16 protein-coding genes and 1 tRNA gene are annotated in these 14,649 nt (G+C 62.9%); 6 read left to right on the top strand and 11 right to left on the bottom strand.

What is annotated here, in order from left to right:
- Window positions 1-21 precede the first annotated feature (21 nt).
- Complete coding sequence (locus tag C9E81_RS02780) at window positions 22-234, top strand: DUF2842 domain-containing protein (RefSeq protein WP_122110772.1); 213 nt, start codon at window positions 22-24, stop codon at window positions 232-234.
- Entirely contained in the window at window positions 231-911 is a 681-nt protein-coding gene (locus C9E81_RS02775; protein WP_122110771.1) for a thiamine diphosphokinase, read from the top strand. Before C9E81_RS02780 ends, C9E81_RS02775 begins: the two co-directional genes overlap by 4 nt.
- A gap of 100 nt (window positions 912-1,011) precedes the next feature.
- On the opposite strand, the gene scpA is transcribed toward C9E81_RS02775, so the two are convergent.
- Window positions 1,012-3,147: a methylmalonyl-CoA mutase gene (gene scpA / locus C9E81_RS02770; RefSeq protein WP_122110770.1), complete on the bottom strand. Its 2,136-nt coding sequence runs from the start codon at window positions 3,145-3,147 to the stop codon at window positions 1,012-1,014.
- Window positions 3,148-3,204: 57 nt separating this feature from the next.
- Between scpA and C9E81_RS02765 the strand changes: the two genes are divergently transcribed.
- Both C9E81_RS02765 and C9E81_RS02760 read left to right on the top strand, forming a co-directional pair.
- Complete coding sequence (locus C9E81_RS02765) at window positions 3,205-3,726, top strand: DUF4174 domain-containing protein (RefSeq protein WP_122110769.1); 522 nt, start codon at window positions 3,205-3,207, stop codon at window positions 3,724-3,726.
- 99 nt (window positions 3,727-3,825) lie between these two features.
- The gene (locus C9E81_RS02760; RefSeq protein WP_122110768.1) at window positions 3,826-4,035 is read left to right on the top strand and encodes a hypothetical protein; all 210 of its coding nucleotides are present in this window, start codon (window positions 3,826-3,828) and stop codon (window positions 4,033-4,035) included.
- Here the strand turns inward: C9E81_RS02760 and C9E81_RS02755 are convergent.
- From C9E81_RS02755 to C9E81_RS02725, 8 genes are all read right to left on the bottom strand, one after another.
- Window positions 4,001-4,564: a hypothetical protein gene (locus tag C9E81_RS02755; RefSeq protein ID WP_147457549.1), complete on the bottom strand. Its 564-nt coding sequence runs from the start codon at window positions 4,562-4,564 to the stop codon at window positions 4,001-4,003. The genes C9E81_RS02760 and C9E81_RS02755 overlap by 35 nt on opposite strands.
- A 25-nt stretch (window positions 4,565-4,589) precedes the next feature.
- Complete coding sequence (locus C9E81_RS02750; protein WP_122110766.1) at window positions 4,590-6,587, bottom strand: acetyl-CoA carboxylase biotin carboxylase subunit; 1,998 nt, start codon at window positions 6,585-6,587, stop codon at window positions 4,590-4,592.
- Window positions 6,588-6,692: 105 nt separating this feature from the next.
- On the bottom strand, window positions 6,693-6,914 hold the full coding sequence (locus tag C9E81_RS02745; protein ID WP_122110765.1) for a hypothetical protein: 222 nt from the start codon (window positions 6,912-6,914) through the stop codon (window positions 6,693-6,695).
- 75 nt (window positions 6,915-6,989) lie between these two features.
- A complete protein-coding gene (locus tag C9E81_RS02740; protein WP_122110764.1) occupies window positions 6,990-7,229 on the bottom strand; it encodes a hypothetical protein in 240 nt (79 codons plus the stop codon).
- A 133-nt stretch (window positions 7,230-7,362) separates the two neighbouring features.
- A complete protein-coding gene (locus C9E81_RS02735) occupies window positions 7,363-7,758 on the bottom strand; it encodes a hypothetical protein (protein WP_122110763.1) in 396 nt (131 codons plus the stop codon).
- 81 nt (window positions 7,759-7,839) lie between these two features.
- A complete protein-coding gene (locus tag C9E81_RS22820; RefSeq protein ID WP_166461795.1) occupies window positions 7,840-7,977 on the bottom strand; it encodes a hypothetical protein in 138 nt (45 codons plus the stop codon).
- A gap of 205 nt (window positions 7,978-8,182) precedes the next feature.
- Window positions 8,183-9,715 (bottom strand): acyl-CoA carboxylase subunit beta, encoded by a 1,533-nt coding sequence (locus tag C9E81_RS02730; protein ID WP_122110762.1) that lies wholly within the window; start codon window positions 9,713-9,715, stop codon window positions 8,183-8,185.
- A 387-nt stretch (window positions 9,716-10,102) separates the two neighbouring features.
- A tRNA-Ile gene (locus C9E81_RS02725) sits at window positions 10,103-10,179 on the bottom strand.
- A gap of 107 nt (window positions 10,180-10,286) precedes the next feature.
- On the opposite strand from C9E81_RS02725, the gene purM reads away from it, so the two are divergent.
- Window positions 10,287-11,327 (top strand): phosphoribosylformylglycinamidine cyclo-ligase, encoded by a 1,041-nt coding sequence (gene purM / locus C9E81_RS02720; RefSeq protein ID WP_122111136.1) that lies wholly within the window; start codon window positions 10,287-10,289, stop codon window positions 11,325-11,327.
- Window positions 11,324-11,911, top strand: coding sequence for a phosphoribosylglycinamide formyltransferase (gene purN, locus C9E81_RS02715; RefSeq protein WP_122110761.1), 588 nt, complete (start codon window positions 11,324-11,326; stop codon window positions 11,909-11,911). The genes purM and purN overlap by 4 nt, the downstream gene beginning before the upstream one ends.
- 257 nt (window positions 11,912-12,168) lie before the next feature.
- Here the strand turns inward: purN and C9E81_RS02710 are convergent, their stop codons facing one another.
- Window positions 12,169-13,059, bottom strand: coding sequence for a bifunctional allantoicase/(S)-ureidoglycine aminohydrolase (locus C9E81_RS02710; protein WP_122110760.1), 891 nt, complete (start codon window positions 13,057-13,059; stop codon window positions 12,169-12,171).
- Entirely contained in the window at window positions 13,056-14,459 is a 1,404-nt protein-coding gene (gene puuE, locus C9E81_RS02705) for an allantoinase PuuE (protein ID WP_122110759.1), read from the bottom strand. The genes C9E81_RS02710 and puuE overlap by 4 nt, the downstream gene beginning before the upstream one ends.
- Window positions 14,460-14,649: the final 190 nt, after the last annotated feature.

The raw sequence follows: 14,649 nt of genomic DNA, 5'->3' as shown, positions 1-14,649 counted from the left end.
ACGATAGCAAGGTATGACCGTATGGACCTGAAAACCCGCAAACGCCTGTCTATCCTGGTCCTGGTGCTTGGGCTGCCCGCCTATATCATCGTGGCGGTGACGCTGGTGAACTGGCTGGACGCGCGTTTCGGGCGGCAACCGATCTGGATCGAGTTGCTTGTCTATATTGGACTCGGCATCATCTGGATCCTGCCGCTGAAACGGTTGTTTACAGGGATCGGCCGGGACGAATGATGCCGCGACTGGTGATATCCGAACTGGGCGTGACCGTCATCGGCGGAGGGTTGGTGCGCCCGGTCGAGCTGATGACCGCCCTGAGCCTCGCTCCGACCCTGGTGGCGGCTGACGGGGGTGCCGACCGGGCGCTTTCACTGGGACAGGCCCCGGATTGGGTGATCGGCGACCTGGACAGTATCAGCAGCGCCGCGCGCGAGATCATTCCGGCAGAACGTATTGTCCGTGTGGCGGAACAGGACAGCACCGATTTCACCAAATGCCTGACCCGCATCGCGTCGCCCTTCGTGCTTGCGGTCGGGTTTTCCGGGCTGCGGCTGGACCATACGCTTGCGGCGCTGACGGCTCTGGCGAATGTCGGACGGCCGGTTTCCATCATGCTCAATTCCGACGATATCGTTTTCCTGGCTCCTCCGCGCCTGACCCTGCCGCTGATGCCGGGGACGCGGGTTTCGCTTTATCCGATGGGGCCGGCGCGCGGGGTCAGCACCGGCCTCGAATGGCCCATCGAAGGGATCGAGTTCGCACCCGGCACCCGGGTGGGCACCTCGAACCGCGCGACCGGCCTGGTGACATTGCGGATCGAGGGCAAGATGTTTGTCATCCTGCCAAGGGAAACGCTGACGACGGTGCTGACCGCATTGCGGTTGCCAGGAAACAGCCGGGCGAAGACCTGACGGAAGGGCCGCCGGCCCTTCTCCGCGCTGGCGTTTCGTGGCAGCCGCTTTCCGGCAGCCCATGCCGCCCGGCCCGGAAACGCCCTGCCGGGCGGCGCGATTACCCCTGCCGCGTTTCGCGGATGAGGCGCAGGATATCGGCGGCGGCGGCGGGGATGTTGGTGCCCGGTCCGAAGATGGCCTTCACCCCTGCCTTCTGCAGGAATTCGTAATCCTGCTGTGGAATCACTCCGCCGCAGATCACCAGGATATCGTCCGCGCCCTGCGCCTTCAGCGCCTCGATCAACTTGGGCGCCAGCGTCTTGTGACCCGCCGCCTGACTGGAGATGCCGATCACATGCACGTCATTGTCAAGCGCGTCCTGCGCGGCCTCTTCGGGGGTCTGGAACAGTGGCCCCACATCCACGTCGAAACCGATATCGGCGAAAGCGGTGGCGATGACCTTGGCGCCCCGGTCGTGACCGTCCTGCCCCATCTTGACCACCAGCATGCGCGGGCGGCGGCCCTCTTCCTCGGCGAATTTCTCGACATCGAGCTGGATCGCGGCAAAGCCCTCGTCGCCCTCATAGGCGGCGCCGTAAACCCCCGCCAGCGTTTTCACCTCGGCGCGGTGACGACCGAATTCCTTTTCCATGGCCATGCTGATCTCTCCGACTGATGCACGGGCGCGGGCGGCCTCGATGGCGGCCTCCAGCAGGTTGCCGCCCTCGCGGGCGCGGCGGGTCAACTCGTCCAGCGCCGCCTGACATGCGGCCTCGTCACGGGTTGCGCGGATTTTCTCCAGCCGGGCGATCTGGCTGTCGCGGACCTTCACATTGTCGATATCGAGAATGTCGATCGGGTCCTCCTTGTCCTTGCGATACTTGTTGACGCCCACGATCACCTCGTCGCCCCGGTCGATCATCGCCTGGCGGCGCGCGGCGGATTCCTCGATGCGCAGCTTGGGCATGCCGCTTGCGACGGCCTTGGTCATGCCGCCCATCTCCTCGACCTCCTCCATCAGCGCCCATGCCTTCCCGGCCAGTTCGGCGGTCAGGCTTTCGACGTAATAGGAACCGGCCAGCGGATCGATGACATTGGTGATGCCGGTCTCTTCCTGCAGGATAAGCTGCGTGTTCCGCGCGATCCGGGCGCTGAAATCGGTGGGCAGGGCAATCGCCTCGTCCAGCGCGTTGGTATGCAGCGATTGCGTGCCGCCAAGCGCCGCCGACATCGCCTCATAGGCGGTGCGGACGACGTTGTTATAGGGATCCTGCTCCTGCAGGCTGACGCCCGAGGTCTGGCAATGGGTGCGCAGCATCAGGGAAGACGGCTTCTGCGCGCCGAATTCGGTCATCACCCGGTGCCACAACATCCGCGCCGCCCGGAGCTTGGCGATCTCCATGAAGAAATTCATGCCGATGGCAAAGAAGAACGACAGCCGCCCCGCGAAGACATCGACATCCATGCCCGCCTCGATGGCCGCCTTCACGTATTCGCGCCCGTCAGCCAGCGTATAGGCCAGCTCCTGGACAAGGTTCGCCCCGGCCTCCTGCATGTGATAACCCGAGATCGAGATCGAGTTGAAACGCGGCATCTGGGTCGAGGTGAACTCGATGATGTCGCTGATGATCCGCATCGAGGGCTCGGGCGGGTAGATATAGGTGTTGCGGACCATGAACTCCTTGAGGATGTCGTTCTGGATGGTCCCCGACAGGACCGAGCGGTCATGCCCCTGTTCCTCGCCGGTGACGATGAAATTCGCCAGCACCGGGATCACCGCGCCGTTCATGGTCATCGAGACGCTGACCTTGTCCAGCGGGATGCCGTCGAACAGGATCTTCATGTCCTCGACCGAGTCGATGGCAACGCCCGCCTTGCCGACATCGCCGACGACGCGGGGGTGATCGCTGTCATAGCCGCGATGGGTGGCCAGATCGAAAGCGACCGAGACGCCCTGCTGACCCGCCGCCAGCCCCCGGCGATAGAAGGCGTTGGATTCCTCGGCGGTGGAAAAGCCCGCATATTGGCGGATCGTCCAGGGACGCCCCGCATACATCGTGGCGCGGGGGCCGCGGGTGAATGGGGCAAGGCCGGGCAGGCTGCCCATATGCTCGAGTGTCGCGGTGTCGGCCTCGGTATAAAGCGGCTTGACGGTGATATCTTCCAGCGTCTGCCAGTTGAGGCTTTCGGGATCGCGGCCCTTCAGCTCTTTTTCAGCCAGCTTCCGCCAATCCTCCAATGTCGGTTTTGTCATGGTTCTGCCTTTCCCACAGGCCACCCCGCCCTATATTCAGATGAGGATGAGGTGCCGATGAAGTTGAAATTCCTGATAATCGTGATGGCACTGGCCGCCATGGGCCCGGCCCGCGATGCGCCGCCTCCGTCAGAGGCGCAGGTGAGCGAATCCGCCCGCCCGATGAGCCCGGAGGAAATGGCCACAGCGCCCGACCCAGAGGCGGAAGAACCCGAGCTGCCGGTGTTCGACGCGGCTGACGCCTCGCCCGCAGAGTTCCAATGGGTCTCGCGCCCGGTCGTGGTCTTTGCCGACACGCCCAGTGATCCCGCCTTTGTCGAGCAGATGCAGGCCCTTCGGGATAGCCCGCAAAGATTGATCGAGCGTGACGTGGTCGTGATCGCCGATACCGATCCGCAGGCGAACGGCCCCTGGCGGCAGCAACTGCGTCCGCGGGGGTTCTCGCTGGTCATCATGGACAAGGACGGGCAGGTGAAGCTGCGCAAGCCCTTGCCTTGGGACGCGCGCGAGATCAGCCGCGCCATCGACAAGTTCCCGTTGCGGCGGCAGGAGATCGGGCGGGCAGGGGTAATGCCATAGAATTCACCGCGATCCAGCTTCGGATTGCGAAATCCTGTTCGTGGCCCTATATTTGGTGCAGGACGGCGGATATGCCCGCCGCTGACCGGAGGAGGCGAAATGGCGAAATCGACCAGTTTGCGCAAGGAAAAGCAGCCTTCCGCCCCGGCCGTGAGTGCCGAGAGGTTCGAGCAATTGCGTTCGCGCCTGCAGGAAATCCTGCAAGCCAGAAAGGAATTTCTGGACAAGAACGGGTCGGTCAATGACGTGACCTCTGCCTTGGGATTGACGCCCATCACCGGCCGCTCCGGTCCGCGCTCGTTTTACTGATCTGCATCGGCTTGCCCTGCTGCAGGCTTGCGGCCAGCGCATTCACGGCCTCGCGCCCGGTTTCCAGCGTCTCACTTTCTATCGCGACATAATCCAAGAACATGCCCGTGGCCCGGTCGGGATCGTCCTTGACCAGGCGAAGCACATCCTGGCCAAGTGCCGCTCGCACCGTGAGAAGGCGGTAATAGCGCACGACTGAATCGATGGTCGCTTCCGGCAGCATATGCACATCCCCGATCACGGCCCGGAAAATCCTGTCATTCGCGTCATGCGGCAGGATCGGAACATAACCCTCGGACAGCATGCGCTGCATCGCGTTCTCATATGGGGAATCCTTCATCTGCCGCTCCAGCACCACGACATGCGCCCGGATTTCAGCCAAAAGGGCGCGCTGCATGTCGTTGATCCGTTCACGGCGCAGCACCAGATCGCGCCTGCGGGACAGCGCATGAGTCCAGAACCAGCCCGCCGCGACCACGCCCCCGCCGACAATGGCGGCGACCAGGGCCGCGACGACCCTTTCGCTCAATATCAGCGCCGTCCAATCCAAGGGGTCACTCGAACTCCATGATCACGTCATCGACCTTGAGGCTTTGTCCGGCTTCGGCATCGACGGATTTTACCACGCCTTTCCTCTCGGCGCGCAGGATGTTTTCCATCTTCATCGCCTCGACGGTGGCCAGTGCCTGGCCCTCCTGCACCTCGTCGCCGGCGGCCACATTGATCTTCACCACCAGCCCCGGCATGGGGCAGAGCAGGAATTTCGACGTGTCGGGCGCGATCTTCTCGGGCATCAGCCGGGCCAGCTCGGCGGCGCGGGGGCGGCGGACATGAATGCGCAAATCGGCGCCCCGCGTGCGCAGCCGGAAACCTGCCGCGATCTTGTCCACCTTCATCACCAGGGGCCGGCCATCGACCTGCATCCGGGCCAGAGACTGTCCCGGCCTCCAATCGCTTTCCACCCGCAGGTCGTGGCCTTCGACATGAACCGTCGCACCCTCGCGGTCGGCGCTGATCTTCACCGGCAGGTCGCGATCCCCGACAAAGACAACCCAGTTCTCGCCGACATGGCGCTCGTGGTTGTCAAGCCGCCCGCTGATCCGGGCGCGGCGGATTTCGCCCACGCGATGCATTGCCGCCGCCGCTGCCGCGATGCGGATGACATCGTTACCGGCAAGCGTGGCACCCTGGAAACCGTCGGGATATTCCTCGGCGATGAAGGCAGTGGTGATGTTGCCCGCGACGAATTTCGGGTGATCCATCACCGCCGACAGGAAGGGCAGGTTATGCCCGATCCCCTCGACCTCGAATTCGTCCAACGCCACCCGCATCGCCTCGATCGCCTCGCCACGAGACGGCGCCCAGGTGCAGAGCTTGGCGATCATCGGGTCGTAGAACATGCTGATCTCGCCGCCCTCGAACACGCCGGTATCGTTGCGCACGACATGGGCCGCGTCCGAGACCTCGGCGGGAGGGCGGTAGCGGGTCAGGCGACCGATCGAGGGCAGAAAGCCGCGATAGGGATCCTCGGCATAAAGGCGGCTTTCGACCGCCCAGCCATTGATCTTCAGGTCGGACTGCGCGAAGGGCAGGGCCTCGCCATCGGCCACGCGGATCATCTGTTCGACGAGGTCGACGCCGGTGATCAGTTCGGTCACGGGATGCTCTACCTGCAGACGGGTGTTCATTTCGAGGAAATAGAAATTCCGCTCGCCATCGACGATGAATTCGACGGTCCCGGCGCTGGTGTAACCCACCGCCTTGGCCAAGGCGCATGCCTGTTCGCCCATCGCCTTGCGCGTCGCTTCGTCCAGGAAGGGTGAGGGGGCCTCTTCGATGACCTTCTGGTTGCGGCGCTGGATCGAGCATTCGCGCTCATGCAGGTAGACGCAATTACCGTGGCTGTCGGCCAGCACCTGGATCTCGATATGCCGGGGCTGGGTGACGAATTTCTCGATGAAGATGCGGTCATCGCCGAAACTGCTTGCCGCCTCGTTCTTCGAGGACTGGAAACCTTCACGCGCTTCCGCTTCGTTCCAGGCGATGCGCATGCCCTTGCCGCCGCCGCCCGCGCTCGCCTTGATCATGACCGGGTAGCCGATCTCGTCCGAGATCTTCACCGCCTCATCGGCATCCGCGATCAGTCCCATGTAGCCCGGCACGGTGCTGACCCCGGCCTCTGCGGCCAGCTTCTTCGAGGTGATCTTGTCGCCCATCGCTTCAATGGCCTTGGCCGGGGGGCCGATGAAGGCGACGCCCTCGGCCTCGAGCGCCTCGGCGAATTTCATGTTCTCGGACAGGAAGCCATAACCGGGATGCACGGCCTCGGCGCCGGTCTGACGGATCGCGTCCATGATCTTGTCGATCACGATATAGGACTGGTTCGCCGGGGCCGGGCCGATATGCACTGCCTCGTCCGCCATCTTCACATGCAGCGCGTTGCGGTCGGCATCGGAGTAGACCGCGACCGTCGCGATTCCCATCTTGCGGGCGGTCTTGATGACACGGCAGGCGATTTCGCCCCGATTGGCGATCAGGATCTTATTGAACATGGGTTATCCCTGGTCGGAGGACATGAAAAAACCGCCCGCGGCCAAATGGCCACGGACGGCTGCAAAGAGATCGCGGCGCGGATATTCCGCGGCGCGGTCAGAATGCTATTGGCAAAGCCGTACGTCGTCGCAAAGCGCACCGCCGGCCGCGCCGATGGCTGCCGCTTTGTAGATGTCGCTTTCCTCGCGACCTCCGACCTTGGCGATGGTTGCGCCGGCGGCAGCACCCAATATGCCACGATCGACATCGGTCGGCCTGATGTTCTGGGTGCACCCGGCCAGCAGGGTTGCGCCGAGTATGGCCGCCAGAGCGATTGTCTTGCCCATGTCAGATATCCTGTCCTGTTATCGGTAGGGCCATAACGCGGGCCGCACCGTTTTGGTTCACAATACCGATGGGGATCAGTAGCTGCGCTGGCAGACACCCGCCTCGTCGCACAGCGCACCGGCCGCACCACCGAGCGCGGCGCCGGTCGCGATGTCCTCATCCAGTGCCTTGGCGATGACGGCACCGGCGACGGCACCGCCAGCGGCGCGCTGAGCGTCGGGCGAAAGGCCGGTCTGGTAGCCTTGAGCGCATGCCGACAGTCCCGCGATGGCAAGGGCAATGCCGGTGAAACGAATGATCTTGGAAACTTGCATGTTGTTCCTGTGCCTGTATTCGAGGCCTCTTTTAGAGGCGGTTGATCAAGTGAACGCGCAACTATCACATGGCGCTCGCGCATGTCCAACTGACTTGCACGTGAAAAAGTTCCGCATGGCAGTAAATCGCGCATCAGCGGTCCTCCGCCGATTCATCGCCGTTCCGGTCGTCATAATCAAGACTGCTAGTGCTGAAAATTTCTGGAAAGGACGCTTCGGCCCTGGATATGTCCACCCGCAGCAACTGCGCGTAATCGGTCGGATCCAATTCGCCCTCGGGCAGAACCTCCCGGCCAAGCAGCCATGACAGGCGCCCCGCATCCAGATTCCCGCGTTCGAAAGGCGCATCGCCGAAATGCTCGATCAGGGCGGCCAGGAAACCGGCATCGGCGCGGCGGTCCGCAGGCTTGCGGTCGCGGTAACGTTCGCGGATGGTCAGGGGGGTGGCGCCTTTCTTGTTCTCGCGCCGGATGGTGAACTGGTAGTCCGTGCCGGGAAGACGGCCTGGAAAACCGCGATGCTTCAGCATGCTGCGCCCTTTCCCATCGTGACCGGGCGCGAAAGGCGCGGGCGGCCGGGCCGCCCGCGCGGAATCATCGGATGATCTGTCTCAGCCGTATTTGCCCTGATAGACCGGCTCGGTCGTGACCGGCTCGGGCGCGGGCGGCACATAGACTTCCGGCTCCTGCCGCTGGCATGCGGCGAAGGCCGACACCAGAACGAGGCCGAGAATGATCTTCTTCGACATGGGCTAACTCTCCTGTTTTGCGGGCGGCTTTGCGCCCGACTGCTCGGGTTTGTGCCGGCCGGTTTCGGGGCCGGACAATTATCCATGATAGCCTGTCGATCTGCATGCAGACAGCCGGTCCTGTGCGGCCTCGGCATGACTCCGCCGGGCTGTGGCAAGGCTGCATCATTCACATCGTTGTGTATCGGCATTTGGTTCCAGAGAGTTAAAGGGGAATGTTGTCGTGCTTCTTCCATGGGTTCGACAGCTTCTTGCCGCGCAGAGAGGCGAAGGCGCGGGCGACCCGCCGGCGGGTGGAATGGGGCTGGATCACCTCGTCGATGAAACCTTTCTCGGCGGCGACGAAGGGGTTGGCGAAGCGGTCCTCGTAATCCTTCGTCCGCGCCGCGATCTTGTCGGCATCGCCCAATTCGCTGCGATAGAGGATCTCGACCGCGCCCTTGGCGCCCATCACCGCGATCTCGGCTGTAGGCCAGGCATAGTTGAAATCGCCACGCAGATGTTTCGAGGCCATGACGTCATAGGCGCCACCATAGGCCTTGCGGGTGATGACCGTGACTTTCGGCACCGTCGCCTCGCCATAGGCGAAGAGCAGCTTGGCCCCGTGCTTGATGACACCGCCATATTCCTGCCCCGTCCCGGGCAAAAAGCCGGGCACATCGACAAATGTCAGGATCGGGATCTCGAAAGCGTCGCAAAAGCGCACGAAACGCGCCGCCTTGCGGCTGCTGTCGATATCCAGGCAGCCCGCCAGCACCATCGGCTGATTGGCGACCACGCCCACCGTCCGGCCTTCGATGCGGATGAAGCCCACGATGATATTGCCCGCGAAATCCTTCTGGATCTCGTAGAAATCGCCCTCATCGGCGACCTTCACGATCAGCTCTTTCATGTCATAGGGCTGGTTCGGATTGTCGGGGATCAGCGTGTCCAGGCTTTCCTCGATCCGGGCGGGATCGTCGAAGAAGGGCCGCTCGGGCACGCCGCTGCGGTTCGAGAGCGGCAGGAAGTCGAACAGGCGGCGGATTTCCGAGATCGCCTCGACATCATCCTCGAAGGCACCGTCGGCGACCGAGCTTTTCCTGGTATGGGTCGATGCGCCGCCAAGCTGTTCGGCCGTTACCACCTCGTTCGTCACCGTCTTGACCACATCGGGGCCGGTCACGAACATGTAGGAGGTATCCTTTACCATGAAGATGAAGTCGGTCATCGCCGGGCTGTAGACCGCGCCGCCCGCGCAGGGGCCCATGATGACGCTGATTTGCGGGATCACGCCCGAGGCCATGATATTGCGCTGGAACACATCGGCATAACCGGCAAGGCTGGCCACGCCCTCCTGAATCCGCGCGCCGCCGGAATCGTTCAGCCCGATCACAGGCGCGCCGTTCTGCATCGCCATATCCATGATCTTGCAGATCTTCTGTGCATGGGTCTCGGACAGCGATCCGCCGAACACGGTGAAATCCTGGCTGAACACATAGACCATGCGGCCGTTGATCGTGCCCCACCCGGTCACCACCCCGTCGCCATAGGGCCGGTCGGCCTCCATTCCGAAATCGGTCGAGCGATGCGCGACGAACATGTCGAACTCTTCGAAACTGCCCTCGTCCAGCAGTAATTCGATCCGTTCACGGGCGGTCAGCTTGCCGCGTGCATGCTGCGCATCGATGCGGCGCTGGCCGCCGCCGAGGCGGGCTTCGTTGCGACGGCGCTCTAGCTCTTGCAGGATATCCTTCATGGGCCGGCCTTTCGGTTGAGTTGTCGGAAAATACTCTGTGCGGCCGGAGCAGGAAAGGAAAATACGGAAAATTTGCAAACTACACTATTGCATGGCGGTGAAAAATGCAAAATAGCAAATTACTGCTTTCTACTCTTCTCGATAACTTCCAGGCTCCGGGGTAGTTGAGTCCCGGTAGTCAAAAAGAGCCACTTTCCGGGGTCTTGATGCTCATTAGGTCATGTTGACAACTGGCTAACCCGAGGCGGATCGAGGCGATATCGATGGAGCCGAGAAAACTTTCTGCCGTTTGCCATAGCGGGCTGGTGAGTCAAGGTACTCCCCAACGCTAGTCCGGTTGAGGCACTTTCGCGTAATGACATGATGATAAATAACAGTAATGTCTGCTGGTAGGCCCGGAGGGACTCGAACCCCCAACCAAGGCGTTATGAGCGCCCTGCTCTAACCAATTGAGCTACAGGCCCCTGCAGCGGCATCTGCCTAGTCGCAGCCAGGGAATTGGTCAAGCATTCTCGTTGCTCCCATGCCCGCCTTGGGCTATCCGGGGCGCTATATTCAGCCGAGGGTTGCCATGACGAAGAACGGGATCAGCTATCGTGACGCAGGCGTCGATATCGACGCGGGGAATGCGCTGGTGGAGCGGATAAAGCCTGCGGCGGCTTCGACCTCCCGATCCGGTGTTATGGACGCGCTTGGCGGCTTCGGGGCGCTGTTCGACCCCAAGGCGGCAGGATATGACGATCCGGTGCTGGTTGCCGCGACCGATGGGGTCGGCACCAAGCTGCGGATTGCCATCGATACCGGGCATCTGGACGGCATCGGGCAGGACCTGGTGGCGATGTGTGTCAATGACCTTGTGTGCCAGGGGGCTGAGCCGCTGTTCTTCCTGGATTATTTCGCGACCGGTAAGCTGTCGGTCGATGAGGGCGCAAGGGTTGTCGAAAGCATCGCCCGAGGTTGCAAGGAAGCGGGCTGCGCGCTGATCGGCGGCGAGACGGCCGAAATGCCCGGCATGTATCATGACGGCGATTTCGACCTGGCCGGTTTCGCGGTCGGCGCAATGCAGCGCGGCACGGCGCTGCCCGCGAATGTGGCCGAGGGCGACGTGTTGCTGGGGCTGGGCTCGGACGGGGTTCATTCCAACGGCTATTCGCTGGTGCGCAAGGTGGCAGAACGGGCCGGGTTGGGCTGGAACGATGCCGCACCCTTCGCCGATATGTCCTTGGGAGAGGCGCTGTTGACACCGACCAGAGTTTACGTGCGTCCGGCGCTGGCGGCGATCAGGGCAGGGGGCGTGCATGCCCTGGCCCATATCACCGGCGGCGGCATCACCGAGAACCTGCCACGGGTCCTGCCCAAGGGGATGGCGGCCGAAATCGATCTGACCGCGTGGAATTTGCCCCCTGTTTTCAACTGGCTGGCCGAGGCGGGTGGAATCGATCAGGCCGAAATGCTGAAAACCTTCAACAGCGGGATCGGAATGATCCTCGCCGTGGCCGAGGACCGCGCGGATGCGCTGTCCGAGCTTCTGGATAACGCGGGCGAGCGGGTTTTCCGTATCGGGAAAACCATTTCAGGTGAAGGAGTTGCCTATAGCGGAGCGCTTGCATGAAACGCGTTGCCATCCTGATCTCGGGTGGTGGTTCGAACATGCTGCGGCTGGTCGAGGATATGATCGGGGATCATCCGGCGCGCCCGGTTCTGGTGGCGTCGAACGATCCGCATGCGGCGGGATTGGAAAAGGCGGAGGCCAGGGGAATTGCCACCGCCGCCGTGGATCACCGCGACTTTCCGCGTGACCGGGCGGGATTCGAGGCCGCACTGTTAAGACCGTTACTGGCGGCAAAGCCCGACATTATCTGCCTGGCGGGGTTCATGCGTATCCTGACGCCGGAATTCGTGTCCAGGTTCTCGGGGCGGATGCTGAATATCCATCCTTCGCTTTTGCCGAAATACCAGGGACTTGATACCCATGCCCGGGCGATCGCCGCGGGTGATGCCGAAGCCGGGGCGACTGTGCACGAAGTCACGCCCGAACTGGACTCGGGGCCGATCCTCGGGCAGGTGCGGGTGCCGGTGCTGCCGGGGGATACGCCACAGGCGCTGGCGGCGCGGGTGCTGGAGCAAGAGCACCGTCTATACCCTGCGGTGCTGCGCCGCTTTGCGGCGGGGGACCGGACACCGCTGATGCTGTAAGGCAAACAATCCGAGAAAGATCATGTTTTCGACGTCTGCGCCATCTGTTCGCACAGAGCCGGGCGCGGCCCGACGAACCTTCGGCCCTTGCTTCCGGGTAGAGCGCAGCGGCAGGAAGGCATGAACCTTTTAAGGGGTTTGGTTGCAAGAAAGACCTCTGCACAATGCGCGTGACCGCGAATATGCAGAGATCTTCAAGAGTGCATCCGGCCCGGGACCCACAGGGGGCAGAAGCGTTGCCGGCAAAGCGGAACCGTTCAGCGGTTCGGCCACAGCGTCGCGTGGCGGTTCACATCCTTGTAGAGTAGATAGCGGAACCGTCCCGGCCCGCCTGCATAACAGGCCTGCGGGCAGAAGGCGCGCAGCCACATGAAATCGCCGGGACCGACCTCGACCCAATCGCGGTTAAGGCGATAGACAGCCTTGCCCTCCAGCACGAAGAGCCCGTGTTCCATCACATGGGTCTCGGCGAAGGGAATCGAGCCGCCGGGTTTGAACGTGACCACGGTGATATGCATGTCATGGCGCAGATCGGCCGGATCCATGAAGCGGGTGGTCGCCCAGGCTCCATCGGTATCGGGCATTGGCGAAGGGGCGATATCCTGCTCCTGCGCGATGATCGGGTCGGGATAGTTGAGGCCATGGACAGGCTGCCAGCGCTTGCGCCACCAGTGGAACCCGGTCTCGCCGGTGGTGATATTGCGCAGCGACCAAGCCGTTCCCGGCGGCACATAAGCGAAGCCGCCCGGCGTCAGGTCATGAGCGGTGCCGTCGATGGTGATGCGCAAGCTGCCGCCGGTGACAAAGATCGCATGCTGGATCTCGGGGTCGTCGTCGGGATGGTCGCTGCCACCACCTTCAGCCAGTTCCACGACATATTGGCTGAAGGTCTCGGCAAAGCCGGAAAGCGGGCGGGCAAGTACCCACATCCGCATTCCTTCCCATCCGGGCAGATAGCTGGTGACGATATCGCGCATCACCGTCCGCGGAATGATCGCATAGGCATCGGTCAGGACCGCGGTATCTGTCGTCAGCCCGGTCTGCGGCGGCAGGCCCGCGACGGGGCCGGCATAAGAGCCGGTCGGAGCTGCACGGGGCACGGGGGCGGGATCGCCAGTCGGGGCACCTTTGGGGGGATGGTCGTTCATTTCAGGGCCTCCTTGAGGCGAAGTTCCGCGATGCGCATGACCTGGGCCTCGGCCTCTTCGCGCTCGGCCGGGGTGTCGTTCTCCACGCGCGCCCGCATGGCGGCGAGGATGCCCGCCTTGTCATGATCGCGCACGGCGATGATGAAGGGAAAACCATGTTTGGCCGTGTAGGCGTCGTTCAACCGGGTGAACTCGGCCCGCTCGGCGTCGGTCAGCGCATCCAATCCGGCGCTGGCCTGTTCGGCGGTGCTCTCGGCGGTCAGGCGCCTGGCGGCGGCCAGCTTGCCCGCGAGGTCGGGGTGGGCGGTCAGCACGCCAAGCCGTTCGTCGTCGCTGGCGGCGCGGAAGACCTGAGCCATCCGGGCGGCAAGACCCGCCGCACTGTCATGGGTTGCTCCCATTTCTCCATCCCAGACACGTTCGGCGATGAAGGAGGAGTGCTCGTAAATGCCGCCGAATGCCTTGACGAAGGCGTCGCGGCCCATCTGCGAGGGGCGGCTGCGGTCCTGATAAGGGTGCATCTGCTTCCAGTGGCGCGCGATATCGAGGCGGGTCGCGAACCACACGCCCTCATGCGCACGGGCATATTCGATGAAACGGCGTACGGCCTCGGCCCGCCCGGGGCGTCCGGCCAGCCGACAATGCAGGCCGATGGACAGCATCTTGGGCGCGCCTTCGACACCTTCGCGATACAGGTTGTCAAAGGCGTCGCGCAGATAGAGGAAGAATTCCTCGCCATTGGTAAAGCCGCCATTGGCGAAACGCATGTCATTGGCGTCCAGCGTATAGGGCACCATGAGTTGTGGCTTGCCGTCATGGACATGCCAGAAGGGCAACTCGTCTGCATAGGTATCGGCGAGATACTCGAACCCGCCCTCTTCGCAGCCAAGCGCCACCGTGTTCATCGAGGCGCGGCCCTGATAGAATCCCAAGGGACGGCTGCCGGTGACCTCGGTATGGATGCGGACGGCCTCGGCGATATGCTGGGCCTCGGCCTCGCGCGGGACATCCTTGTATTCGATCCATTTATAGCCGTGGGTGGCCATTTCCCATCCGGCATCTATCATGGCGCGGGTCTGTTCAGGGCTGCGCTGCAGGGCGGTCGCGACGCCGTAGACGGTGACGGGGATATCTTTCAGGATACGGTGCAGGCGCCAGAACCCGGCGCGGGCGCCGTAATCATAGATGGTTTCCATGTTCCAGTGCCGCTGGCCGGGCCAGGGCTGGGCGCCGGGGATCTCCGACAGGAACCCTTCCGAGGCGGCGTCGCCATGCTCGATGCTGTTCTCGCCGCCTTCCTCGTAATTCACGACGATCTGGATGGCGATTCTTGCACCTCCGGGCCATCGCGGATCCGGGGGGTTTTCGCCATATCCTCGCATATCGCGGCTGTAACGCATCTTGGCCGTCCTCCGATTGGCTGATCAGCCCATAGCAAACAGTGCAAAGCACTGCCCGGCAAGCCAGCAAGAGTGAAATTCTGTATCAATGAATCGACAAAGATCGCCCGCGGTTTCAATTCGTCATTGAAAGACTTCCGGTTTCGCGCTGATTGTAGGATCGATCACGGCAACAATAAGCTGCGGCAAG

The organism is Paracoccus alkanivorans, from assembly GCF_003697785.1.
GTDB lineage: Bacteria > Pseudomonadota > Alphaproteobacteria > Rhodobacterales > Rhodobacteraceae > Paracoccus > Paracoccus alkanivorans.
Note: the sequence above shows the minus strand (reverse complement) of the source record. Positions and strands in the feature narration are given on the sequence as shown.

Excerpts from the sequence above, each read along its gene's own strand:
- C9E81_RS02780 (WP_122110772.1), top strand. The coding sequence starts at position 22 with ATGGACCTGAAAACCCGCAAACGCCTGTCTATCCTGGTCCTGGTGCTT.
- C9E81_RS02775 (WP_122110771.1), top strand. The coding sequence starts at position 231 with ATGATGCCGCGACTGGTGATATCCGAACTGGGCGTGACCGTCATCGGC.
- scpA (WP_122110770.1), bottom strand. The coding sequence starts at position 3,147 with ATGACAAAACCGACATTGGAGGATTGGCGGAAGCTGGCTGAAAAAGAG.
- C9E81_RS02765 (WP_122110769.1), top strand. The coding sequence starts at position 3,205 with ATGAAGTTGAAATTCCTGATAATCGTGATGGCACTGGCCGCCATGGGC.
- C9E81_RS02760 (WP_122110768.1), top strand. The coding sequence starts at position 3,826 with ATGGCGAAATCGACCAGTTTGCGCAAGGAAAAGCAGCCTTCCGCCCCG.
- C9E81_RS02750 (WP_122110766.1), bottom strand. The coding sequence starts at position 6,587 with ATGTTCAATAAGATCCTGATCGCCAATCGGGGCGAAATCGCCTGCCGT.
- C9E81_RS02745 (WP_122110765.1), bottom strand. The coding sequence starts at position 6,914 with ATGGGCAAGACAATCGCTCTGGCGGCCATACTCGGCGCAACCCTGCTG.
- C9E81_RS02740 (WP_122110764.1), bottom strand. The coding sequence starts at position 7,229 with ATGCAAGTTTCCAAGATCATTCGTTTCACCGGCATTGCCCTTGCCATC.
- C9E81_RS02735 (WP_122110763.1), bottom strand. The coding sequence starts at position 7,758 with ATGCTGAAGCATCGCGGTTTTCCAGGCCGTCTTCCCGGCACGGACTAC.
- C9E81_RS22820 (WP_166461795.1), bottom strand. The coding sequence starts at position 7,977 with ATGTCGAAGAAGATCATTCTCGGCCTCGTTCTGGTGTCGGCCTTCGCC.
- C9E81_RS02730 (WP_122110762.1), bottom strand. The coding sequence starts at position 9,715 with ATGAAGGATATCCTGCAAGAGCTAGAGCGCCGTCGCAACGAAGCCCGC.
- purM (WP_122111136.1), top strand. The coding sequence starts at position 10,287 with ATGACGAAGAACGGGATCAGCTATCGTGACGCAGGCGTCGATATCGAC.
- purN (WP_122110761.1), top strand. The coding sequence starts at position 11,324 with ATGAAACGCGTTGCCATCCTGATCTCGGGTGGTGGTTCGAACATGCTG.
- C9E81_RS02710 (WP_122110760.1), bottom strand. The coding sequence starts at position 13,059 with ATGAACGACCATCCCCCCAAAGGTGCCCCGACTGGCGATCCCGCCCCC.
- puuE (WP_122110759.1), bottom strand. The coding sequence starts at position 14,459 with ATGCGTTACAGCCGCGATATGCGAGGATATGGCGAAAACCCCCCGGAT.